Here is a 20,936-nt window from a genome sequence, read left to right as displayed (position 1 = left end):
TATATTAAAAGATAGCTATCGCTAAAATAACATAAATTAAAAGTCAGAGAAGGACTGAATAAATTGAAATTATATTATTTGGCAGTGAGTGTCCGAAAACGGACACTCATTTGGATTATTGCTGACGTAATTGCAGATCCAGCGGTGTTTTACTGGGCTCTCCGCCAATTTCACGCGCCAGTTTGGGGACCATATAGCCTGATACCAGCGTCAACAGTTCTCGCATTATTTGACGCGCTTCATCGTCGCTGACCATAAAGTGCGCAGCCCCTTGCACCTTATCCAGCACGTGCAGGTAATAGGGCATCACGCCGGCATCAAATAGCGCGTTGCTAAGATTCGCCAGCGTCTGGGCGTTATCGTTCACGCCGCGCAATAACACGCTTTGGTTGAGCAGTGTGACGCCAATCCGACGCAGTTTTGCCATCGCCTGACGAAAAGTCTCATCAATTTCGTTGGCGTGGTTAATGTGATTCACCAGCAGAACTTGCAGAGAAGAGTGAGCAAAACGCTCGACCAATCCGTCGGTAATTCGCGCCGGGATGACAATCGGCAAACGGCTGTGAATGCGCAGGCGCTTAATATGTGGGATGGCTTCCAGTTGCGTGAGCAACCAGTCCAGTTCGTGGTCTTTGGCCATTAACGGATCGCCGCCGGAGAAGATAATCTCATCCAGCTCCGGGTGCGCCGCGATGTAATCTAACGCAATCTGCCAGTTACGCTTATTCCCCTGATTATCGGCATAAGGGAAATGGCGACGGAAGCAGTAGCGACAGTTGACCGCGCATCCGCCTTTTACCAGCAGCAACGCCCGATTGCGATACTTATGTAGTAATCCCGGCACGACGCTGTGCTGTTCTTCCAGCGGGTCGGTCGAGAATCCTGGCGCGGCGACAAATTCATCTTGGGAGGTGAGTACCTGGCGCAGCAGCGGATCGTTGGGGTTGCCTTTTTCCATCCGCGCGATAAACGATCGCGGGACGCGCAGGGCAAAAAGACGTTTTGCCTCACGACCTGCGAGCATATTTTCATCAGCGTCTATATTCAAAAGACGTAATAGTTCATCCGGATCGGTGAGAACATCGGCAAGTTGTACTAACCAATCTTCTCTGGATGGGGTGTTTAGGGTTACAATATGCGCCATTTTGTGGCTAAGCTACCAGTTAACAATTTCAGAGGGCCTTATGGCGACTTACTATAGCAACGATTTTCGTGCCGGTCTTAAAATCATGATGGACGGCGAACCTTATGCGGTTGAAGCCAGTGAATTCGTTAAACCGGGTAAAGGCCAGGCTTTCGCGCGCGTTAAGCTGCGCCGCCTGCTGACCGGTACTCGTGTAGAGAAAACCTTCAAATCCACCGACTCCGCTGAAGGCGCAGACGTTGTAGATATGAACCTGACTTACCTGTACAACGACGGTGAGTTCTATCATTTCATGAACAACTCCACTTTCGAACAGCTGGCTGCTGACGCGAAAGCGGTAGGCGATAGCGCTAAATGGCTGTTGGATCAGGCTGAGTGCATCGTGACCCTGTGGAATGGTCAGCCTATCTCTGTGACCCCACCGAACTTTGTTGAGCTGGAAATCGTTGAAACTGACCCGGGTCTGAAAGGTGACACCGCGGGTACGGGTGGCAAACCAGCGACGCTGTCCACCGGCGCAGTTGTTAAAGTTCCGCTGTTCGTACAGATCGGCGAAGTGATCAAAGTGGATACGCGTTCAGGCGAATACGTTTCCCGCGTTAAGTAATACATCCTATTTGATCGATGGCGCAGGCTGCTGCGCCATACTTTTCCAGGGCAGGAATGATGAAACGTCTTCTCGGTCTTGTAATGCTTATCCTGTTCACCAGCACACTCCTGACGGGCTGTAATACCGCACGTGGCTTCGGTGAAGACATCAAACATCTTGGTAATTCAATCTCTCACGCGGCCAGTTGAGCCTGTCATATTGTCTTAAAAATCTGCGTTTTTCCGTCATCCTTCCGGATCTTGTCTATCATTAAGTAGCTATACACAAACAATATTGGCTAGAAAAGGAAGACGTTATGGTTAAAAAGACAATTGCAGCGCTCTTTTCTGTGTTGGTTCTTTCTTCAGTGTTGACTGCGTGTAATACAACAAAAGGTGTTGGGCAGGATATTTCTGAAGGCGGTAGCGCAATCTCTGGTGCAGCGACAAAAGCTCAGCAATAATCATGAACGGTACGACGCTCTGTCGTACCGTTAATTCATTTTCTCGGGTAGCGACAGAAACGGTGAAAAGCGGTTTCCTAAATGCAGCTTGATGCGAATGTTGCGTTTATAGGTGTAAACCGTCTTGCCATGAATGCCGAGGGCCGAGGCTATCGCAGTGTTACTCACGCCATCCATCCACATCGACAGTACTTTCTCTTCCTGCGGCGTAAGCAGCGGTGTCGCGTTTTTAGTGGTCTTTAGCGCAGGACGAACGCAGAGAGCATCCTGAATACTGTCTGACAACTCAGAGAGCGTAGTGCGTTTGGATAATACCGAATGGACGGCGTATTGCGGGTTGTGAGCGGGTACAGGCTTTCTGTCTCCTGATTGCAGTAAAATCAGGGGGATCAGACCACAGCTCATAAAAAAAGGCGCAATCGGCGGACTGGCATGTACATCGCTGAGAAAACCATATAAATCCGCGATCACCAGATGCGGTTTCCACTGCGAAATATGTTCTTTTGCCAGTAAGAGGTTATTGATTCCTGATACCAGAAACGACGAATTAAACCTACCAGAATGATTAAGCAAGGCCTCGACCCCTGTACGGGTAAAGTGGCACCGGTCAATCACTAAAATTTTATGCATAAACTTTTCGCATTCAGAAGTGGGAAAAACGGCTTCCTGACTTCAGAAAGCCATTTATCATAGATAAGACCAATGGCAGCCAAATGCGGGAACTACGCTGCTATTTGTGCTCAATTCTTGCTTTAAGCAGGCAATGGATAAAAATGTTGAAATTCATTTTCTTTCGGGCAAAAATGCTTTTTCATACTTCAGCGTTGTAGGACGACCTGCAAACGCTTCTCTCACCGGGGACGGCCCCATTGTTATTCTGGAGCCTGATATGTCCTGGATCGTTTTATTGATTGCTGGCCTGCTTGAAGTCGTATGGGCAATTGGCCTGAAATATACCCATGGTTTTACCCGTCTGACACCGAGCATTATTACCATTGTGGCCATGATCGTCAGTATCGCCATGCTTTCCTGGGCGATGCGAACGTTGCCCGTTGGAACAGCTTATGCTGTCTGGACCGGTATTGGTGCGGTAGGGGCGGCCATTACCGGTATCCTGCTGCTGGGGGAATCCGCCAGTCCGGCACGTTTGCTGAGTCTGGGTCTGATTGTCGCCGGAATTATTGGTCTGAAGCTCAGTACCCACTAAGCGCCAGGCTGTTTTACCCAAATTAGCTTGTTCACTTCAAACCCTTCCCGGGCCGCGACTGCCAGCATTTGCTGTTTCATCTCGTCTGAAATAGTGGGGGTACGTGAGAGGATCCACAGGTAGTCGCGATCCGGGCCACAAACCAGCGCGTGGCGATACTCCCGATCGAGAGCAATCACGTTATACCCACCGTAGAATGGACCGAAGAACGACACCTTCAGCGCCGCTCGCGTAGGATCGCCAGTGAAATAAGCCTTGCCTTCCGTTTTTTGCCACATGCTTCTGTCGGGGTTGTAGCCTTTGTTGATGACATTGATACCACCATCATCACGTAGGCTGTAGGTGGCGGTGACTTTATCCAGTCCTCGTTCGAAGCGATGATCGAAGCGCGCGATTTCGTACCAGGTTCCGAGATAGCGTTTAGCATCAAAGTTATTGACAACGGTCACGCCTGCAGGCGGCGTAGGGGAGCTGCAAGCGACAACCAGAAATGCAGCCGTAACGGCAGCAACTACAGGCAGCAAGCGCATAGGATTTTCCTTTTAAGGTTTTTCCTAAGTGTAGAACCTGGCGGGGAATTAAGGGAAGAGAGAGCGAAAAAACGCCCTCTTACCGGATGATAAGAGGGCGGAACGATTAGATGGTCAGAATACCAATCGCCGTTACAACGGTCAGGATCGCAGCCAGACCGTAGAATACCCACTTGCCAGCCGGCACGTGGATTTTCAGGTCATGCATCGCGTGGTGCATACGGTGTAAACCACACCACAGCGGCAGAACGATCATCAGGAACAGGAACGCACGTCCGATGAAGCTCTGAGCAAATGCCAGTACGCGTTCATAGCTGAAAGCATCAGGAACAAAGCCCAGCGGCAGCATAATGCCTACCAACAGGATCATCACCGGCGCAATGATAGCGCTCCACATACCGCCTGCACCAAACAGGCCCCAGAATACGGGTTCGTCAGAGCGTTTTGGATTTGGATTAATCATTCCGGACTCCTTACCAGAACAGGGCAACAAACAGTATTACTACTGTCGCAACCACAGTAACTGCCCAGAGACCTTTGATGATCGGCTCTGGCCCCATTTTTTCGTCTTTTACGATGATGTTGGCAGCTTTTGGCGCCAGCTCAAACCAGGTTTTGGTATGCAGCAGCGCTGCAGCCAGGGCGATAATATTAAGAATTACCACCACCGGGTTTTGTAAAAAGGCGACAAAACCCATCCAGGACTCTGCACCATGCTTGAGTGCAAACAGGCCGATAATCAGTTCAATGCTGAACCAGACTGCCGGAACTGCCGTGCCTTCACGCAGCATGTAAAAACGATAAAATGGCAGTTTTTTCCACCAGGTGGACGTCATTGGCCGCACATAGGCTTTGCGTTTAGTCGTCATCGTGCACTCCTTAGCGTGGTTTCAGGGTAGCGATAAGAAAGTCTTTTGAACTTTCAACTTTACCCTGCTGAATGGCCGCAGCCGGATCGACGTGTTTCGGGCAGACTTCGGAGCAGTAGCCCACGAAAGTACAGGACCAGACGCCGTTCGGGCTGTTCAACTGAGCCATACGCTCCTTCTTACCGTGGTCGCGGCTATCTTCGTTATAACGATGCGCCAGGGTGATTGCAGCCGGTCCAATGAACTCTGGGTTCAGGCCGAACTGCGGGCACGCGGCATAGCACAGACCACAGTTGATGCAACCGGAGAACTGATGATACTTCGCCATCTGCGCCGGAGTCTGGGTGTTTGGACCCTGATCCGGAGTACGCGGGTTACCAATGATGTACGGCTTGATCGCTTCCAGGCTTTCGATAAAGTGCGTCATATCGACGACCAGATCGCGTTCGATCGGGAAGTTGCCCAGCGCTTCAACCTTCATACCGTTGGTGTATTCACGCAGGAATGTTTTGCACGCCAGTTTAGGCACGTTGTTGACCATCATGCCGCAGGAGCCGCAGATTGCCATACGGCAGGACCAGCGGTAGCTCAGGTCCGGTGCCAGGTTATCTTTGATGTAACCCAACGCATCCAGTAGAGATGTGGTTTCATCATAAGGAACTTCATAGAAAGCACTGTGCGGCGCGGTATCGGTTTCCGGGTTATAGCGCACCACCTCAACTTTCAGGTTTTTCATCTCAGCCATTCGCCTTCTCCTTCTTATCGGCTGCTTCCGCTTCGCCACCGTACATACGTTTAGCTGGCGGCAGAGTGGTGATTTTCACGTCGCTGTATTCCAGGCGAGTTGTGCCGTCAGCATCGCGGAAGGCGAGAGTGTGTTTGAGGAAGTTAACGTCATCACGCTCGGTGCAGCCTTCATCCAGACGCTGGTGCGCGCCGCGGGATTCTTTACGTGCCAGCGCAGAGTGCGCCATACATTCAGCAACGTTCAGACCATGACCCAGTTCGATGGTGTACAGCAAGTCGGTGTTGAAGACGCTGGAGGTATCGGTGATACGTACGCGCTTGAAACGTTCCTGCAGTTCGGCCAGTTTATCAACGGTTTTCTGCATGAGTTCCGGCGTACGGTAGATACCGCAACCTTCTTCCATCGACAGACCCATTTCGTCGCGGATTTTGGACCAGTTTTCGTTACCTTCCTGGTTCACCAGATCTTTCAGACGTTTTTCAACGCCCGCAACCTGTGCGTCGAGAGCGGCACCGTTTGCCGCGCCTACCGTTGCAGCGCGTTCCATCGCTTTCTCACCGGCCATGCGGCCAAAGACCACCAATTCTGCCAGAGAGTTAGAACCCAGACGGTTAGCGCCATGCAGACCAACAGAGGAACATTCACCAACGGCGAACAGACCTTTAATGCGGGTTTCACAGTGCTGATCGGTTTCGATACCGCCCATGGTGTAGTGCGCGGTCGGACGTACCGGGATCGGTTCTTTAACCGGATCGACACCCACGTAGGCTTTCGCCAGTTCGCAGATGAACGGTAAGCGCTCGAGCAGTTTTTTCTCACCGAGGTGACGCAGGTCGAGGTAAACCACATCGCCACGCGGGGTGGAAATGGTGTTGCCTTTACGCCATTCGTGCCAGAAGGCCTGAGAAACTTTGTCGCGCGGACCCAGTTCCATGTATTTGTTCTTCGGCTCGCCCAGTGGGGTTTCCGGACCCATGCCGTAGTCCTGCAGATAGCGATAGCCATCTTTGTTGACCAGAATACCGCCTTCACCGCGGCAGCCTTCGGTCATCAGGATACCGGAGCCTGGCAGACCAGTCGGGTGATACTGAACGAATTCCATATCACGCAGCGGAACGCCGTGGCTCAGTGCCATGCCCATACCGTCGCCGGTAACGATGCCGCCGTTGGTGTTGTAACGGTACACACGGCCTGCGCCGCCTGTTGCCATGACAACTGCGTTAGCACGGATTTGCATCAGCGTGCCTTCCATCATGTTCATCGCAACCAGGCCGCGAGCCTGACCGTCATCAACCAGGATGTCCAGGACGAAGTGCTCGTCGAAACGCTGAATTTGCGGGAACTGCAAAGACGTTTGGAACAGCGTATGCAGCATGTGGAAGCCGGTTTTATCCGCGGCAAACCAGGTGCGCTCAATTTTCATACCGCCGAAGCGACGTACGTTGACGCTACCGTCTTCACGACGGCTCCACGGGCAACCCCATTGTTCCAGTTGCGTCATTTCAGTTGGGCAGTGGTGGACAAAGTAATCCACGACATCCTGCTCACACAGCCAGTCTCCGCCAGCTACCGTATCGTGAAAATGGTAGTCAAAGCTGTCATGATCCTGCGCGACAGCAGCAGAGCCGCCTTCGGCAGCAACGGTATGGCTGCGCATTGGGTACACTTTTGAGATCAGTGCGATTTTAGCGTTGGGATTTGCTTGTGCGGCAGCAATTGCAGCACGTAATCCCGCGCCACCGGCGCCTATAATGGCAAGATCGGCTTGAAAGGTTTGCACGACATTCCTCCAGATTGTTGTTATTTCATCCCCGCCCGTAATCAGATGCTTCATCTGAGTCAAACGGGTTATGAACGCGTTTCCACTGCTCCTTTATAGGTACAATAGTATAGTCTCAGGGAGGAGCGGGAAATTTGACGTGTTCGATTTTTTTAGCGTATCACAGGGGGGAATTATCATTGATTTTGATTAATTTAATTACTAAACCACCCAATGTTGCTTTTTTTATCAACTTGTCCGTGTTTGTTATTCCCTCCCGAAATTTGTCTCGCTAACGCGTTACGAGTAGACTTCGTGCCCTTGTCTTAAATCGGAGAAACAACCATGAGCGAAACGGCAACCTGGCAGCCGAGCGCGTCCATCCCCAATCTGTTAAAACGTGCAGCAATTATAGCGGAAATCCGCCGCTTTTTTGCCGACCGTGGCGTGCTTGAGGTTGAGACACCTTGTATGAGTCAGGCGACGGTTACGGATATTCATCTGTTCCCGTTCGAAACGCGTTTCGTTGGCCCGGGTCATTCTCAGGGCATGAACCTCTATTTGATGACCAGCCCGGAATACCATATGAAGCGCCTGCTGGTTGCAGGGTGTGGTCCGGTCTACCAACTGTGTCGCAGTTTCCGTAACGAAGAGATGGGGCGTCACCATAACCCCGAGTTCACCATGCTCGAGTGGTACCGTCCTCATTACGACATGTACCGTCTGATGAATGAAGTGGATGATTTGCTCCAGCAAGTGCTGGACTGCTCTCCGGCGGAAAGCCTCTCTTATCAGCAAGCCTTCCAGCGTCATCTTGAAATCGACCCGCTGTCAGCGGATAAAACACAGTTGCGCGAAGCGGCGGCTAAGCTGGATCTCAGCAATATCGCGGACACCGAAGAAGACCGGGATACCTTGCTGCAACTGCTGTTTGCGATGGGCGTCGAACCGCACATTGGCAAAGATAAACCGACGTTTGTATATCATTTCCCGGCCAGCCAGGCGTCGTTGGCGCAAATCAGTACTGAAGACCACCGCGTGGCCGAACGTTTTGAGGTGTACTACAAAGGTATTGAGCTGGCGAATGGTTTCCATGAGTTGACCGATGCACGCGAGCAGCAGCAACGCTTCGAACAGGATAACCGCAAACGAGCCGCCCGTGGCTTACCGCAACAGCCTATCGATAACAATCTGCTTGAAGCGCTAAAAGTTGGGATGCCGGATTGCTCAGGCGTGGCGCTGGGCGTCGACCGTCTGGTTATGCTGGCACTGGGGGCCGATAGCCTCGCTGATGTTATCGCCTTTACCGTCGATCGTGCGTAATTCACGTCTCCGCATTACAAAGTGGCGCATAGTCGCCACTTTGTAGCATCTTTTTTCATTTCCCCTCTAATAGCCACAATTTAACTCTGGAATTTTGTTAGCATTCAGGTATCAATCCTGTGTTGATTTTCTTATTGCTGATCTCTGCAAGGGGGCAGTATTCACCGGTGAGTGGTGTTTGATAAACACTCTCCAGAGTAAGGGATAGTTTAATGACCCAAACAATAAAAAAGATGAGCCTGACTGGTCTCATCCTGATGATATTTACGTCTGTTTTTGGATTTGCTAATAGCCCCTCGGCTTTCTATTTAATGGGATACAGTGCCATTCCATGGTATGTATTTTCTGCATTATTATTCTTTATCCCATTTGCCTTAATGATGGCTGAAATGGGGTCTGCCTATCGGAAAGAAGAGGGTGGGATCTATTCGTGGATGAATAATAGCGTCGGACCTCGTTATGCGTTTATCGGCACCTTTATGTGGTTCTCTTCCTACGTTATCTGGATGGTGAGCACCGCGGCGAAAGTCTGGGTGCCTTTTTCCACCTTTATATTCGGCGCGGATATGACGCAGACCTGGCGTATCGCCGGGTTTGAGCCCACGCAGGTCGTCGGACTGCTTGCTGTTGGCTGGATGGTGTTGGTGACTGGCGTAGCGTCACGGGGTATTAATAAGATTGCTCGCATTACGGCGGTTGGCGGAATTGCCGTCATGTGTCTTAATTTAGTTCTGTTGTTAGTGAGTATCGCTATTTTGTTATTAACCGGTGGCCACTTTGCACAGGATATTAATTTTGTCTCTTCACCGAATCCGGGATATCAGTCCGGTCTGGCCATGCTGTCATTTGTGGTGTTTGCTATTTTTGCCTATGGCGGAATAGAAGCCGTGGGTGGACTGGTTGATAAAACAGAGAAACCTGAAAAGAACTTCGCGAAAGGCATTGTCTTCGCGGCGATTGTCATTTCAGTGGGTTATTCGCTGGCCATCTTTTTATGGGGCGTGAGTACCAACTGGCAGGATGTATTAAGTAATAGTTCAGTGAACTTGGGTAATATTACTTATATCCTGATGAAAAGTTTGGGGATGACGCTGGGCCATGCGCTGCATCTTTCACCTGAGACGGCAATCACTACGGGCGTCTGGTTTGCGCGTATTACCGGCCTGTCTATGTTCCTTGCTTATACCGGGGCATTCTTCACGCTCAGCTACTCGCCGCTGAAAGCGATTATTCAGGGGACGCCAAAAGCACTGTGGCCTGCACCGATGACCAGACTGAACGCTATGGGGATGCCGACGACGGCGATGTGGATGCAGTGTGGGCTTGTGAGCCTGTTTATTCTGCTGGTGTCGTTTGGCGGCGATACGGCCTCAGCGTTCTATAACAAGCTGACGCTGATGGCGAACGTCTCGATGACGCTGCCGTATCTGTTCCTCGCGCTGGCGTTCCCTTTCTTTAAATCTCGCGTCGGTCTGGAAAGACCGTTTGTGATATTTAAAACCCGAGCCGCAACGCTACTGGCAACGAGTGTCGTGGTGCTGGTGGTGACGTTCGCCAACGTGTTCACCATTATCCAGCCGGTGATTGAAGCTGGCGACTGGAACAGTGCACTGTGGATGACCGGCGGGCCGATTTTCTTCTCGTTGTTAGCCATGGCGATTTACCAGAACTACAGCCGTCGTATGGCCAATGAGCCTGAATGGGCGGTTGAATAAACGACCCGCCTAATCCGGCCTACTAAAGAAGCATCTTCGTAGGCCGGATTAGGCGAAGCCGCCATCCGGCACCACTCACGTTTACAAGCTTCCCGCCGGGCGCTTACCTCTGCCCGCAGAACTTAACGTTCTCCCCGTTTGTTTTCCGCTGAGGCTCTCCAGACGCATCTGGAACGGTGGGAATGGCATATCAATACCGTGCTCACGGAAGCCCGCCAGAATCAGCTGGTGGATCTCGTGGCGTAATGGCATACGGTGTCCCATCTCTGCGGCATAGATACGCAGCTCAAAGATCTGAATCCCCTGCTGAAGGTCAACCAGGAAGACTTCCGGCGCCGGTGTGTCGATAACCAGTGAGCAGCGCTGGGCGGCAGTGAGCAGGATTTGCGTGACCTCCTCGCTGTTGGCTTCTGACGGTGCAGGAATGGTCAATACCACACGAGTCACTGAGTCGGATAACGACCAGTTGATAAACTGCTCGGTGATAAACGCCTTGTTGGGCACGATGATCTCTTTACGATCCCAGTCGCTGATGGTGGTCGCGCGGGTGTTAATCTTGGTCACGCTGCCGGTGAGGTCGCGAATGGTCACCGTGTCGCCAATACGAATTGGTTTTTCAAACAGGATGATCAGGCCGGATATAAAGTTGGCGAAGATCTCTTGCAAACCAAAGCCCAAACCAACACCGAGAGCAGCAACCAGCCACTGCAGTTTCGACCACTCAATACCAATCATTGAGAAGCCCACCAGGCCACCAATTAGCATCAGTAGATACTTGGTTATAGTGGTGATGGCGTAACCGGTACCTGGTGTTAAATCCAGGTGCTGCAACAGCGCCAGTTCCAGCAGTGCAGGCAGGTTACGCACCAGCTGGGTGGTGATGATAAACACCAGAATGGCAATAAGCACTGCGCCCAGCGTAATCGGCTCTAAGCTTTCTACGCCCTGCACCGTGGACGTCACATCCCATAGTGAGATATTTTCCAGGAAGCCGAACGCGGAATGAATTTCTGACCACAGCACGATGACTGAAAGCAGGGCGATGAGCATCAGGATAGACCGCACCAGGCGCAGCGACTGTGCGCTTATCGCGTCCAGATCGACTTCGCTTTCATCGATATCTATCGCTCCTTCCAGGCTGGTGGAGTGCGCGGGTTCTTCTTCACCACGTGCACGCTGCGCCAGCATTTCTGCGCGTCGGTGTTTGGCGCGGTCAAAAGCCAGACGACGGCGCTGGATAAGCATCCAGCGGCGGATGACGTGATAAACCACCAGCAACAAGAACCAGATAGCAACAGACGTCTCCAGGCGGGCCAGCAGCGCCTGTGCTGTGGCCAGGTAACCTACCGCGGCCGCAAGAATGGCAACTAACGGGGCACCCATTAGCATATTCCACAGCATGCTGTTGACCATGTTGTCGCCGTTGCCCTCTTTGTCGAGGTACAGCGGGATCCCGGCGCGTTTGAGGCTCAGAGTGACGATGGCCAGTGCGCCACAAATCAACATAAAGCACAGGCGTCCTAATGAAGCGGAGAATTCACGGTCATTGAGATTATCAAACATGATCACCGCCATGATCAGCGGAACAATCAGTCCGATGCTCATCAGGTAATAGTGCATAGCTTTAGCGACGCGGTTGCGCGGCCAGCCAAAGTGCGCGATGAACAGACCATTCGGCCGCGCAAAGGTAGCGCAAATCATCACCGCCCACAGCATAGGCACCGTGGCGGTCACACCATCGCCGATGGCGACGGCCAGCGGATAGGGCCAGGCTTCCTGCAGGCCGTAACCCAGCGTCGCCCACAGCACCGGCAGCGGCGAGGCAACGAGAATTGACCAGAATACCGTTCGTATCGTCAGCCAGAAGTGATCCTGGGTGACTTTACCGACCCGCGCAGACGATCGCTCAAGAAAGCGGGTGAAGTGCTTACGCGAATAGAGGCTAAACCCTACCAGCACCAGCGCGGCGAAGAGCGGCAGCAGTGTGGCCTTACTGGTGAGCATCATGACGCTGGCTTTACCAAGCTGATTAAACGTATCTAATGAGATTAGACGACGCAGATCCTGAACCAAATCGACCGGCCAGGAGAGTGAAATCGGGCTGACGTCAGAGGTCCAGAACAGATAGCGGTGCGTGGCTTCGTTAACCTCTTTCAGCGCATCTTCCAACTGACTATTGGAGACTTTCAGCTTGGTTAACTCGAGTATCAGCGTATCGCCGCCCTGTAGCAGGGAATTTAACAGCTCACGCTGGGTACGCAGTTGGGCATTGAGAATACGGGTCTGCTCTGCGGTAAGCGGCTGTCCATCCGCTTGATGGATCTGGCGTAGCTGCGGCTGTTTGTTGAGGAGGTCTTCATAGCGCATGCGATGTACGCGCAGCTGCGCCATTTCGGTATCGAGCTGTTGCGGCTTAGGCATTTCAGGTAGACGGGAAACCTGCGCGCGAAGCGCTTCACCCAGCATATTCGACGCCCCCAGCCACTGTGACTGCTCGCGCAGCGTGTTCAATGCCTGACGTACCTGCAACGTTTGACCGGTGGCCTGACGCTGCTGAGACGCCACCAGGTCCATACGTTGTGCCTGCTGGTTTAACGCCTGTGACAGTTCGCGGTTGACCTTGAACTGATCGACAATGCCTTCCGGCAGTCCTGCACTGTTTTCTGCCAGCAGTTCGGTGCTTTCCAACGCCCGCTCCGCTTCACGCTGCCGCTGGCTATTGAGCTGATTTCGTAATGCCTGCAGGTAAGCGTCGAGCTGCTGGCTCTGTTTTTCGGCCAGTTCGGAGCGCATACGCGCCAGTTCTTGACGATTGTTAGCGGAAAGTTGTGCCAGCTCCAGCTCATCGACCAGCGCTTTGAGTCTGGCGGATTCAGCCTGCAACGACTGATTGAGCGGCGTATTACCGCTGGCTGCGCCAAGGCGTCGTTCAATTTCATTTAATTGACGGCGAGCATCGGTTTGCTGTTGAGGGAGCTGGTTTAATGAATCGGCGATTTCGCGGGCGCGATCCTGCTCTTGCTGGGCCTGACGGCTTTTTTCCAGCAACTGACTGCTGACCTGCAGGATCTCCTGGTTTAAGGCGTCAGCCGAGAGGTCCGTGGGGATGCTGCGAGGTTCATCGCGCAGGTTGCTAAGCTGCGCGCGTAGCGTCGCGGACAGCTTGGGGAAGTTATCAATAACCTGCTGATACTGTTCGGCGCGCTCGAGAGAGCCTTTACGCTCTTCAAGGGCATTCAGCGCGGACTGGAGCGCCTCGACGGCTTCTGGCTGAGCGGGTTTTGCCGCTTTGGCCTGCTCCAGTTCTTGGGTGATTTGTTTGGTATCGGGGGCCGTCGCAGCGTACGCCCCCTGGCTGAGGCACCAGGCCATCAGAAAAGTGATAATCAGGCGCACAGCAGCGATTCCTATGTTTAACTTTCGTCTTTTTTGTCGTCAACCAGCGGGCTGGCTGCGTGTTCTGCTTCGATCTCGTCTTGCGCAAGCGGGGCGGGTTCGGCCTCTGGCGTCACGAATGTTTCGGTAGAGATTGCCATCGGTTGACCGATTTTGGTGACCGAAAGATCCTGCAACTGCTCGACGAGATTAACTTTGCCTGGCGCAAACAGGTTGATGACGGTTGAACCAAGCTTAAAGCGGCCCATTTCCTGGCCTTTCAGCAGCGCCACTGAACCTTCGCTTTCACCTTCAGGCCATGTCCAGCGCTTAATTACGCCTTCACGCGGTGGCGTGATGGTGCCAGCCCAGACAGTTTCGATGCTACCGACGATGGTTGCACCGACCAGAATTTGCACCATCGGGCCAAATTCAGTGTCAAACAGGCAAATAACGCGTTCGTTACGGGCAAAAAGGTTGGGCACGTTTTGCGCGGTCAGAATGTTGACCGAGAAAAGATCGCCAGGCACGTACAGCATTTCCCGCAGGATACCGTTACACGGCATATGTACGCGGTGGTAATCACGCGGTGAGAGGTACGTCGTGACAAACGTTCCGTTACGGAACTTGTCCGCCATTTGGTAGTTACCTGCCAGCAGTGCTTCAAGGCTGTAGCTGTGCCCTTTGGCCTGCAACAGTTTGTCTTCTTCGATGTTCCCCAACTGGTTAATCACGCCGTCAGCTGGCATAACCAGAACATTCGGGTCGGTATTAATTGGGCGGGCATCGTCACGCAGTGGGCGCACGAAGAAGTCGTTAAAGGTGCGATAGCTGGCGGTATCCGGCTTCTGCGCCTCTGTCATATCGACCTTGTAATATTTCACGAACAGATCGATAACCAGTTTAGTTAGCCATCCTGCTCGTTTGCTTGCACCCCAACCCGCCAGGCGAGTGAGCCATAGTTTCGGCAGAATGTATTGTAGCGAAAGCTTAAATGAATTTAACAAGGTAGCCTCCAGGCCATAATTTGTTCCCGATCCGGCATGCGGGCCGGATCCTGAAAAAAGGGGGACGATTCTAGCGATGCTTAGCTTAGTTGTCAGTTGTCCGTATCAGAAAAGTTTTTACGCGTTTTTACCTGCGCCATGCTTTCAAGGATGCGGTGATAATTCTCAAACCGAGTTTCGGCGATAGCCCCTTTCTCTACTGCTTCACGGATAGCGCAGCCTGGATCCGTATCATGTTTACAGTCGCGGTATTTGCAATGACCTAAGAAGTCATGGAATTCGACAAACCCGTGGGTGATTTGTTCCGGCTCAAGATGCCACAACCCGAACTCACGTACGCCGGGGGAGTCAATGACGTCACCGCCGTGCGGGAAGTGGTACAAGCGAGAGGCCGTGGTGGTGTGTTGCCCAAGACCGGAGTTATCGGAGACATCGTTGGTCAGGATCTCTTTCTGCAGGCCGAGCAGGTTATTGAGCAGACTGGATTTACCCACGCCAGATTGACCCGCAAAAATGCTGATGCGATCGGTCAAGGCTTCTTCAAGTGGCTGCAAACCGTCTTTTTTATGGCTGGAGACCATCAACACGCGATAGCCAATATTGCGGTAGATATCCATCTGCTCGTTCACGAAAGCCATGCCTTCATCGTCGAGCAGATCGATTTTGTTGAGCACGACAATGGGCTCAACCTGCAATGTTTCGCAGGCAACCAGATATCGGTCGATAATATTGAGTGACAGCTCGGGTAAGATGGCTGAGACAATGACGATTTGGTCGATGTTGGCCGCAATGGGTTTTACACCGTCATAAAAGTCCGGACGCGTTAGCACCGAGGTACGTTCATGTACCGCTTCAACGATCCCTTTAACGTTCACGCCTTCGGCTGCGGCCTTACCTGGACGCCAGACTACACGATCGCCGGTTACCAGCGAACGAATTGTGCGACGGATGTTGCAACGGTGGACATCGCCGTCGGCAGACTCCACGTCGGCATGCATGCCAAAGCGGCTGATAACAATACCTTCAGCGGTCTCGCCAAACAGGTTGTCGTCGTAGTCGGGCTTCTCCGTGGACGTTTTAAGACGACGCTGGTGATTGGCGTTCACGCGGCGCTGTTGGCCTTTGGAGAGTTTATTTTTACTCAATCGTACTGACTCCTGGTCGCCCATGATGGGCAAAACATTTATGATACACGCAATTTTAGATGAATATAGTCACACTGAATGTGACGTCTGAAGGGTGGAAAATAGCATGAGTGGCAATGAAAACAACCTGATTTGGATCGATCTGGAGATGACAGGTCTGGATCCCGAGCGCGATCGCATTATTGAGATCGCGACGCTGGTGACTGACGCCAATCTGAATATTCTGGCTGAAGGACCGACGATTGCCGTCCACCAGTCCGACGCGCAGCTGGCGCTAATGGATGACTGGAACGTGCGTACGCATACCGGAAGTGGTCTGGTGGAGCGCGTGAAGGCGAGCACCATGGGCGATCGTGAAGCGGAGCTGGCGACACTGGCATTTTTAAAAGAGTGGGTTCCTGCAGGGAAATCCCCGATTTGTGGCAACAGCATCGGCCAGGATCGTCGTTTCCTGTTCAAATACATGCCGGAACTGGAAGCGTATTTCCATTATCGCTATCTGGACGTTAGCACGTTGAAAGAGCTGGCCCGTCGCTGGAAGCCGGAGATCCTCGATGGCTTCACGAAGCAGGGGACACACCAGGCGATGGACGACATTCGTGAGTCCGTCGCTGAGCTGGCTTACTACCGTGAGCATTTTATTAAGCTTTGATTTTGTTCTCCGGTGGCTTGCGTCACCGGCTTTTTGACGCTAAATTGTCCAGCTTGATTGTAAAGTAATCACTTGAACGCGTTTTCAAAAAAATCGTATTCAAGGGGGTTGCAGCTAAACGAATTTCTCGTATAATGCGCCTCCCGTAACGACAGAGATTTACGCGTTACGACAGCAACAAATTTAATCGAAGAGTTTCGAGTTGCGGCAAGGCGGTGACTGAACGAATCCTTGGGAACTTACTAAAGTAAGTGACTAAGGTGAGTGAAGAAAGCCAACGCAGTAGCAGCTTGAAAGGCGAAGATTTTGCGGGAATAGCTCAGTTGGTAGAGCACGACCTTGCCAAGGTCGGGGTCGCGAGTTCGAGTCTCGTTTCCCGCTCCAAAATTTGAAAAGTATCGCAAGATACGCACCACCCAAGCGGGAATAGCTCAGTTGGTAGAGCACGACCTTGCCAAGGTCGGGGTCGCGAGTTCGAGTCTCGTTTCCCGCTCCAAATTCTTATCTCAATAAACATATCCACAACGAATAATCGCGTTGGGGCTGTTTTCTTTTGTCTTTGACATATTCTTGTAAACAGACTTATCCACAGGTCAGAGTAATATTCCTGGAATGCAAAAAACTTCGCTTGGTGAATAGTATCTTTATAACCATTTGAATTTAATGAATTAATTATCATTTCAAATTGTTAATGTGATCACTTGACGATTTTTTCCTTCTTGAATATCAATGTGTTTTTATTTTTATGCACAAGCTGTGGATGACTTAAGCGTCACGCGGCAGACCTTTTTCAATCACCCTGACCAGCCGCTGTTTCTTCGGTAACTGCACTTCAACCACGCAGGCATTTCTTTTCTCAATCTGCTGCGCAATCGCCCATTCGATGTGCTCGTCGAGAAGTGGGTGCTCACCTCTGCGATTTTCCAGCGCATTTATTACGGTTTCATCCCACGGGGCATTTCCCAGCGCGACGGCGATATTTCGCAACCAACGCAAGTGTCCGATGCGACGAATAGCCGAACCTTCCGTCACTTTTAAAAACCACGCTTCGCTCCAGCCAAACAGCTCAATCAGTTCCGGGGCATGCAGTTGTTTTCTTGGGCTAAAGTCATCTTCTACAGTGAGCTGCGAATAGCGATTCCAGGGGCAAATGAGCTGGCAGTCATCGCAGCCATAGATTCGGTTGCCCAACAGTGGGCGAAACTCTTCCGGGATAGCGCCTTCTAGTTCGATCGTGAGATAGGAAATACAGCGGCGGGCATCAACGGTGTACGGTTCAACGATGGCGCCCGTGGGGCAAATCGTCATACAGGCCACGCATTTGCCGCAGGCTTCTTCAACAGGCTGATCCACGGGCAGCGGTAAATCGATCAGCAGTTCACCAAGGAAGAAAAATGATCCGGCTTCACGGCTGAGAATTAGTGAGTGCTTACCAATCCAGCCAAGTCCGGCTTTTTCCGCCAGTGGACGCTCCAGAATGGGCGCAGAATCGACAAAAGGTCTAAAATTCAGCGAAACGCAATGCTGCTGGATCAACTCGCCCAGCTTTTTTAAACGGTTACGCAGCAGCTTATGGTAGTCACGGCCCAACGCATAACGGCTGATGTAGCCCAGTGACGGGTTTTTTAGCGTGCTGGCAAACGCGGCGTTGGCGGGAAGATAATTCATCCGTACGCTGATGACGCGTAAAGTTCCGGGTAATAATTCGTGGGGGCGGGCGCGCATCATGCCGTGACGGGCCATCCAGTCCATTTCGCCATGGTATTGTTTATCCAGCCAGGCCTGCAGTTTGGGTTCGGCTTCGCTAAGGTCTGTATCGGCAATACCGACCTGCTGAAAGCCAAGTTCCAGCCCCCACTGCTTAATTTTTTGTGCTAACTGATTGAGATCGAGGGGCTCTGACATGACGGACCATACAATGAAGAAAAACCCCGCAAGTATACCACACTCCGTCTGGCACGCTGATGACATCAAACGGATGGAACATGAGGCGGCAGACAGCCTTGGGCTGACGTTGTATGAGCTGATGCAACGTGCGGGAGAGGCGGCGTTCCAGGTTGCTCGCAATGCATATCCTGCCGCTCGGCACTGGCTGGTGCTCTGTGGCCACGGTAATAACGGCGGCGACGGCTATGTCGTGGCGAGACTTGCCAAAGCCGCGGGGATTCACGTCACGCTATTAGCGCAAGAAAGCGACAAACCGCTCCCACAGGAGGCAGAACATGCTCGTCATGCCTGGCTGAACGCAGGTGGCGTTATCCACGCCCCGGATATTATCTGGCCGCAAGAGGTGGATGTGATTATCGATGCGCTTCTCGGCACCGGCTTAAAACATGCACCTCGTGACCCACTGGCGACATTAATCAAACAGGCGAATGCGCATTCTGCTCCCACAGTGGCTATTGATATTCCTTCCGGTCTGCTGGCGCAGACGGGGGGAACGCCCGGAGCGGTGATTCATGCTGCCCATACCGTTACCTTTATTGCATTGAAGCCCGGTCTGATCACGGGCAAAGCGCGTGATGTCACAGGGCGTATCCATTTTAACGCGCTCGGGCTGGATGCCTGGCTGGCGGGGCAGGACGCGCCCATTCAGCGCGTTGATGCCTCACAGCTTAGATGCTGGCTGACACCACGCCGCGCAACATCGCACAAAGGTGACCATGGTCGACTGGCGATCATCGGGGGTGACTATGGCACAGCAGGCGCCATACGCATGGCCGGTGAAGCGGCGCTTCGCGCTGGTGCCGGATTGGTTAAGGTGCTCACGCGCAGTGAAAATATTGCACCGATCCTGACCGCCCGTCCGGAACTGATGGTCGATGAGTTGACGCCTCGCGCGGTGGAGGAAAGTCTGGCGTGGGCGGATGTCGTGGTCATCGGTCCCGGACTTGGGCAGCAAGAGTGGGGAAAAAAAGCACTGCAAAAAGTTGAGAATTTTCGCAAACCGATGCTGTGGGATGCCGATGCGCTTAACCTGCTGGCAATCAATCCCGATAAACGTCACAATCGCGTGATCACGCCGCATCCGGGCGAGGCTGCGCGACTGTTGGGCTGTTCCATTACAGAAATTGAAGACGATCGCTTACTTTCTGCACAGCGTCTGGTAAAACGGTACGGAGGTGTGGTGGTGCTGAAAGGCGCGGGTACGGTAGTGGCCTCGGAGCACAATGCATTAGCCATTATCGATGCCGGTAACGCAGGAATGGCCAGCGGCGGTATGGGTGATGTCCTTTCCGGAATCATTGGCGCATTGCTCGGACAGAAGCTTACCCCGTATGATGCTGCGTGTGCGGGATGTGTGGCGCACGGCGCGGCAGCGGATGTGCTGGCGGCGCGATTTGGTACGCGTGGCATGCTGGCGACAGATCTCTTTACCACGCTACAGCGTATTGTTAACCCTGATGTGATTGACGTTTATCATGATGAATAGAGTAATTCCGCTACCGGATGAACAGGCGACGTTAGACCTGGGACTGCGGGTCGCGAAGGCCTGTGACGGCGCAACGGTTATTTATTTGTACGGCGATTTGGGCGCGGGTAAAACCACCTTCAGCCGGGGATTCCTGCAGGCGCTAGGTCATAAAGGCAATGTAAAAAGCCCCACCTATACGCTGGTCGAACCCTATTCGCTTGAAAATTTAATGGTATATCACTTCGATCTGTACCGACTTGCGGACCCCGAGGAGCTCGAATTTATGGGGATCCGTGATTATTTTGCCAATGATGCAATTTGCCTGGTGGAATGGCCACAACAAGGTAAAGGTGTGCTCCCGGACCCGGACGTCGAAATACACATCGAATACCAGGCGCAAGGTCGAGAGGCGCGCGTAAGTGCCGTCTCCTCATCGGGTAATTTATTGCTGGCGCGTTTAGCCGAATAACCTTAAAGGGTGGCGGGATGATTTATCGCATCAGAAATTGGCTGATGGCAACCCTGGTCCTGCTGTGCGCGCAGGCAGGGGCCGCCAGCCTTTCCGATCTTCAGGTTTCTAACGGCGAACAGCAGGCGCGGATTACGCTCAGTTTTATTGGCGAGCCTGAATATGCTGTTTCGCAGGACGGGAAGCGCACCGTTGCGCTGGATATTAAACAAACCGGCGTGATTCAGGGACTGCCGCTGCTGTTTAGCGGTAATAACCTGGTTAAGGCCATCCGTGCGGGTACACCGAACGATCCACAGTCTTTGCGACTGGTTGTCGATTTAACCGAGAACGGAAAAGCCGCCGCTGTAAAACGGCAAAACGGCGGTAACTATACCGTGGTGTTTACCATCAATGCTGATGCACCTCCGCCGCCACCGCCACCTCCTGTGGTGGTGAAGCGCGTTGAAGCACCCGTTGTCGCTCCGCGTCCGTCAGAACCTGCGCGTAACCCGTTTAAAACGGAATCTATGGTCACTCCCGTTTT

20 protein-coding genes, 2 tRNA genes and 1 pseudogene are annotated in these 20,936 nt (G+C 52.5%); 12 read left to right on the top strand and 11 right to left on the bottom strand.

Features of this window, described 5'->3' with window-relative positions; genetic code table 11:
- Positions 1 to 115: 115 nt before the first annotated feature.
- Entirely contained in the window at positions 116 to 1,144 is a 1,029-nt protein-coding gene (gene epmB / locus FDW98_RS20085; RefSeq protein ID WP_096758606.1) for an EF-P beta-lysylation protein EpmB, read from the bottom strand.
- 40 nt (positions 1,145 to 1,184) lie between these two features.
- On the opposite strand from epmB, the gene efp reads away from it, so the two are divergent.
- The 3 genes from efp to ecnB all read left to right on the top strand — a co-directional run bounded on the left by efp (position 1,185) and on the right by ecnB (position 2,196).
- Positions 1,185 to 1,751 (top strand): elongation factor P, encoded by a 567-nt coding sequence (gene efp, locus FDW98_RS20080; protein ID WP_096758605.1) that lies wholly within the window; start codon positions 1,185 to 1,187, stop codon positions 1,749 to 1,751.
- 56 nt (positions 1,752 to 1,807) lie between these two features.
- Positions 1,808 to 1,942 (top strand): lipoprotein antitoxin entericidin A, encoded by a 135-nt coding sequence (gene ecnA, locus FDW98_RS20075; RefSeq protein ID WP_043018154.1) that lies wholly within the window; start codon positions 1,808 to 1,810, stop codon positions 1,940 to 1,942.
- A gap of 107 nt (positions 1,943 to 2,049) precedes the next feature.
- Positions 2,050 to 2,196 (top strand): lipoprotein toxin entericidin B, encoded by a 147-nt coding sequence (ecnB, locus tag FDW98_RS20070; protein ID WP_096758604.1) that lies wholly within the window; start codon positions 2,050 to 2,052, stop codon positions 2,194 to 2,196.
- A 30-nt stretch (positions 2,197 to 2,226) separates the two neighbouring features.
- Here ecnB and FDW98_RS20065 read toward each other — a convergent pair whose 3' ends face one another.
- Positions 2,227 to 2,826 (bottom strand): helix-turn-helix domain-containing protein, encoded by a 600-nt coding sequence (locus tag FDW98_RS20065; protein WP_096758603.1) that lies wholly within the window; start codon positions 2,824 to 2,826, stop codon positions 2,227 to 2,229.
- A gap of 259 nt (positions 2,827 to 3,085) precedes the next feature.
- Here FDW98_RS20065 and sugE point away from each other — a divergent pair, with 259 nt between their 5' ends.
- A complete protein-coding gene (gene sugE, locus FDW98_RS20060; RefSeq protein WP_016151397.1) occupies positions 3,086 to 3,403 on the top strand; it encodes a quaternary ammonium compound efflux SMR transporter SugE in 318 nt (105 codons plus the stop codon).
- Here sugE and FDW98_RS20055 read toward each other — a convergent pair.
- From FDW98_RS20055 to frdA, 5 genes are all read right to left on the bottom strand, one after another.
- Positions 3,400 to 3,933, bottom strand: a complete 534-nt coding sequence (locus FDW98_RS20055; protein ID WP_096758602.1) for a lipocalin family protein — start codon at positions 3,931 to 3,933, stop codon at positions 3,400 to 3,402. The genes sugE and FDW98_RS20055 overlap by 4 nt on opposite strands.
- Before the next feature lie 106 nt (positions 3,934 to 4,039).
- Entirely contained in the window at positions 4,040 to 4,396 is a 357-nt protein-coding gene (gene frdD / locus FDW98_RS20050) for a fumarate reductase subunit FrdD (protein ID WP_003025535.1), read from the bottom strand.
- 10 nt (positions 4,397 to 4,406) lie between these two features.
- Positions 4,407 to 4,802, bottom strand: a complete 396-nt coding sequence (gene frdC / locus FDW98_RS20045) for a fumarate reductase subunit FrdC (protein WP_003025537.1) — start codon at positions 4,800 to 4,802, stop codon at positions 4,407 to 4,409.
- A 10-nt stretch (positions 4,803 to 4,812) separates the two neighbouring features.
- On the bottom strand, positions 4,813 to 5,547 hold the full coding sequence (frdB, locus tag FDW98_RS20040) for a fumarate reductase iron-sulfur protein (RefSeq protein ID WP_096758601.1): 735 nt from the start codon (positions 5,545 to 5,547) through the stop codon (positions 4,813 to 4,815).
- On the bottom strand, positions 5,540 to 7,330 hold the full coding sequence (frdA, locus tag FDW98_RS20035; RefSeq protein WP_096759482.1) for a fumarate reductase (quinol) flavoprotein subunit: 1,791 nt from the start codon (positions 7,328 to 7,330) through the stop codon (positions 5,540 to 5,542). Before frdA ends, frdB begins: the two co-directional genes overlap by 8 nt.
- Positions 7,331 to 7,654: 324 nt before the next feature.
- Between frdA and epmA the strand changes: the two genes are divergently transcribed.
- Together epmA and yjeM are read left to right on the top strand one after the other, a co-directional pair.
- On the top strand, positions 7,655 to 8,632 hold the full coding sequence (epmA, locus tag FDW98_RS20030; RefSeq protein ID WP_096758600.1) for an elongation factor P--(R)-beta-lysine ligase: 978 nt from the start codon (positions 7,655 to 7,657) through the stop codon (positions 8,630 to 8,632).
- Between the two features lie 212 nt (positions 8,633 to 8,844).
- On the top strand, positions 8,845 to 10,347 hold the full coding sequence (yjeM, locus tag FDW98_RS20025; RefSeq protein ID WP_137398938.1) for a glutamate/gamma-aminobutyrate family transporter YjeM: 1,503 nt from the start codon (positions 8,845 to 8,847) through the stop codon (positions 10,345 to 10,347).
- Positions 10,348 to 10,428: 81 nt separating this feature from the next.
- On the opposite strand, the gene mscM is transcribed toward yjeM, so the two are convergent.
- The 3 genes from mscM to rsgA form a co-directional block, all read right to left on the bottom strand.
- On the bottom strand, positions 10,429 to 13,743 hold the full coding sequence (gene mscM, locus FDW98_RS20020) for a miniconductance mechanosensitive channel MscM (RefSeq protein WP_096758598.1): 3,315 nt from the start codon (positions 13,741 to 13,743) through the stop codon (positions 10,429 to 10,431).
- 17 nt (positions 13,744 to 13,760) lie between these two features.
- Positions 13,761 to 14,729: an archaetidylserine decarboxylase gene (asd, locus tag FDW98_RS20015; RefSeq protein WP_096758597.1), complete on the bottom strand. Its 969-nt coding sequence runs from the start codon at positions 14,727 to 14,729 to the stop codon at positions 13,761 to 13,763.
- 92 nt (positions 14,730 to 14,821) lie between these two features.
- Positions 14,822 to 15,874: a small ribosomal subunit biogenesis GTPase RsgA gene (rsgA, locus tag FDW98_RS20010; RefSeq protein ID WP_170975226.1), complete on the bottom strand. Its 1,053-nt coding sequence runs from the start codon at positions 15,872 to 15,874 to the stop codon at positions 14,822 to 14,824.
- 106 nt (positions 15,875 to 15,980) lie between these two features.
- Between rsgA and orn the strand changes: the two genes are divergently transcribed.
- From orn to FDW98_RS19995, 3 genes are all read left to right on the top strand, one after another.
- Entirely contained in the window at positions 15,981 to 16,526 is a 546-nt protein-coding gene (gene orn / locus FDW98_RS20005; protein ID WP_096758595.1) for an oligoribonuclease, read from the top strand.
- Positions 16,527 to 16,834: 308 nt separating this feature from the next.
- A tRNA-Gly gene (locus FDW98_RS20000) sits at positions 16,835 to 16,910 on the top strand.
- 36 nt (positions 16,911 to 16,946) lie between these two features.
- Positions 16,947 to 17,022: transfer RNA gene (locus FDW98_RS19995), tRNA-Gly, on the top strand.
- A gap of 269 nt (positions 17,023 to 17,291) precedes the next feature.
- Here the strand turns inward: FDW98_RS19995 and queG are convergent.
- Positions 17,292 to 18,431: a tRNA epoxyqueuosine(34) reductase QueG gene (gene queG, locus FDW98_RS19990; RefSeq protein ID WP_096758594.1), complete on the bottom strand. Its 1,140-nt coding sequence runs from the start codon at positions 18,429 to 18,431 to the stop codon at positions 17,292 to 17,294.
- Between queG and nnr the strand changes: the two genes are divergently transcribed.
- From nnr to FDW98_RS19975, 3 genes and pseudogenes are all read left to right on the top strand, one after another.
- On the top strand, positions 18,430 to 19,959 hold the full coding sequence (nnr, locus tag FDW98_RS19985) for a bifunctional ADP-dependent NAD(P)H-hydrate dehydratase/NAD(P)H-hydrate epimerase (protein WP_096758593.1): 1,530 nt from the start codon (positions 18,430 to 18,432) through the stop codon (positions 19,957 to 19,959). The two genes, queG and nnr, sit on opposite strands and share 2 nt — an antisense overlap.
- Positions 19,949 to 20,410: a tRNA (adenosine(37)-N6)-threonylcarbamoyltransferase complex ATPase subunit type 1 TsaE gene (tsaE, locus tag FDW98_RS19980; RefSeq protein WP_096758592.1), complete on the top strand. Its 462-nt coding sequence runs from the start codon at positions 19,949 to 19,951 to the stop codon at positions 20,408 to 20,410. The genes nnr and tsaE overlap by 11 nt, the downstream gene beginning before the upstream one ends.
- A 17-nt stretch (positions 20,411 to 20,427) precedes the next feature.
- Positions 20,428 to 20,936: pseudogene (locus FDW98_RS19975) on the top strand (N-acetylmuramoyl-L-alanine amidase AmiB); the annotation flags it as partial.

Source organism: Citrobacter sp. wls711 (genome assembly GCF_005281055.1).
GTDB lineage: Bacteria > Pseudomonadota > Gammaproteobacteria > Enterobacterales > Enterobacteriaceae > Citrobacter > Citrobacter gillenii.
This window is presented reverse-complemented; position numbering and strand designations above follow the sequence as displayed.

What these genes read in the sequence shown, in the direction of transcription:
- epmB (WP_096758606.1), bottom strand. Translation starts at nt 1,144, where the DNA reads ATGGCGCATATTGTAACCCTAAACACCCCATCCAGAGAAGATTGGTTA.
- efp (WP_096758605.1), top strand. Translation starts at nt 1,185, where the DNA reads ATGGCGACTTACTATAGCAACGATTTTCGTGCCGGTCTTAAAATCATG.
- ecnA (WP_043018154.1), top strand. Translation starts at nt 1,808, where the DNA reads ATGATGAAACGTCTTCTCGGTCTTGTAATGCTTATCCTGTTCACCAGC.
- ecnB (WP_096758604.1), top strand. Translation starts at nt 2,050, where the DNA reads ATGGTTAAAAAGACAATTGCAGCGCTCTTTTCTGTGTTGGTTCTTTCT.
- FDW98_RS20065 (WP_096758603.1), bottom strand. Translation starts at nt 2,826, where the DNA reads ATGCATAAAATTTTAGTGATTGACCGGTGCCACTTTACCCGTACAGGG.
- sugE (WP_016151397.1), top strand. Translation starts at nt 3,086, where the DNA reads ATGTCCTGGATCGTTTTATTGATTGCTGGCCTGCTTGAAGTCGTATGG.
- FDW98_RS20055 (WP_096758602.1), bottom strand. Translation starts at nt 3,933, where the DNA reads ATGCGCTTGCTGCCTGTAGTTGCTGCCGTTACGGCTGCATTTCTGGTT.
- frdD (WP_003025535.1), bottom strand. Translation starts at nt 4,396, where the DNA reads ATGATTAATCCAAATCCAAAACGCTCTGACGAACCCGTATTCTGGGGC.
- frdC (WP_003025537.1), bottom strand. Translation starts at nt 4,802, where the DNA reads ATGACGACTAAACGCAAAGCCTATGTGCGGCCAATGACGTCCACCTGG.
- frdB (WP_096758601.1), bottom strand. Translation starts at nt 5,547, where the DNA reads ATGGCTGAGATGAAAAACCTGAAAGTTGAGGTGGTGCGCTATAACCCG.
- epmA (WP_096758600.1), top strand. Translation starts at nt 7,655, where the DNA reads ATGAGCGAAACGGCAACCTGGCAGCCGAGCGCGTCCATCCCCAATCTG.
- yjeM (WP_137398938.1), top strand. Translation starts at nt 8,845, where the DNA reads ATGACCCAAACAATAAAAAAGATGAGCCTGACTGGTCTCATCCTGATG.
- orn (WP_096758595.1), top strand. Translation starts at nt 15,981, where the DNA reads ATGAGTGGCAATGAAAACAACCTGATTTGGATCGATCTGGAGATGACA.
- nnr (WP_096758593.1), top strand. Translation starts at nt 18,430, where the DNA reads ATGACGGACCATACAATGAAGAAAAACCCCGCAAGTATACCACACTCC.
- queG (WP_096758594.1), bottom strand. Translation starts at nt 18,431, where the DNA reads ATGTCAGAGCCCCTCGATCTCAATCAGTTAGCACAAAAAATTAAGCAG.
- tsaE (WP_096758592.1), top strand. Translation starts at nt 19,949, where the DNA reads ATGATGAATAGAGTAATTCCGCTACCGGATGAACAGGCGACGTTAGAC.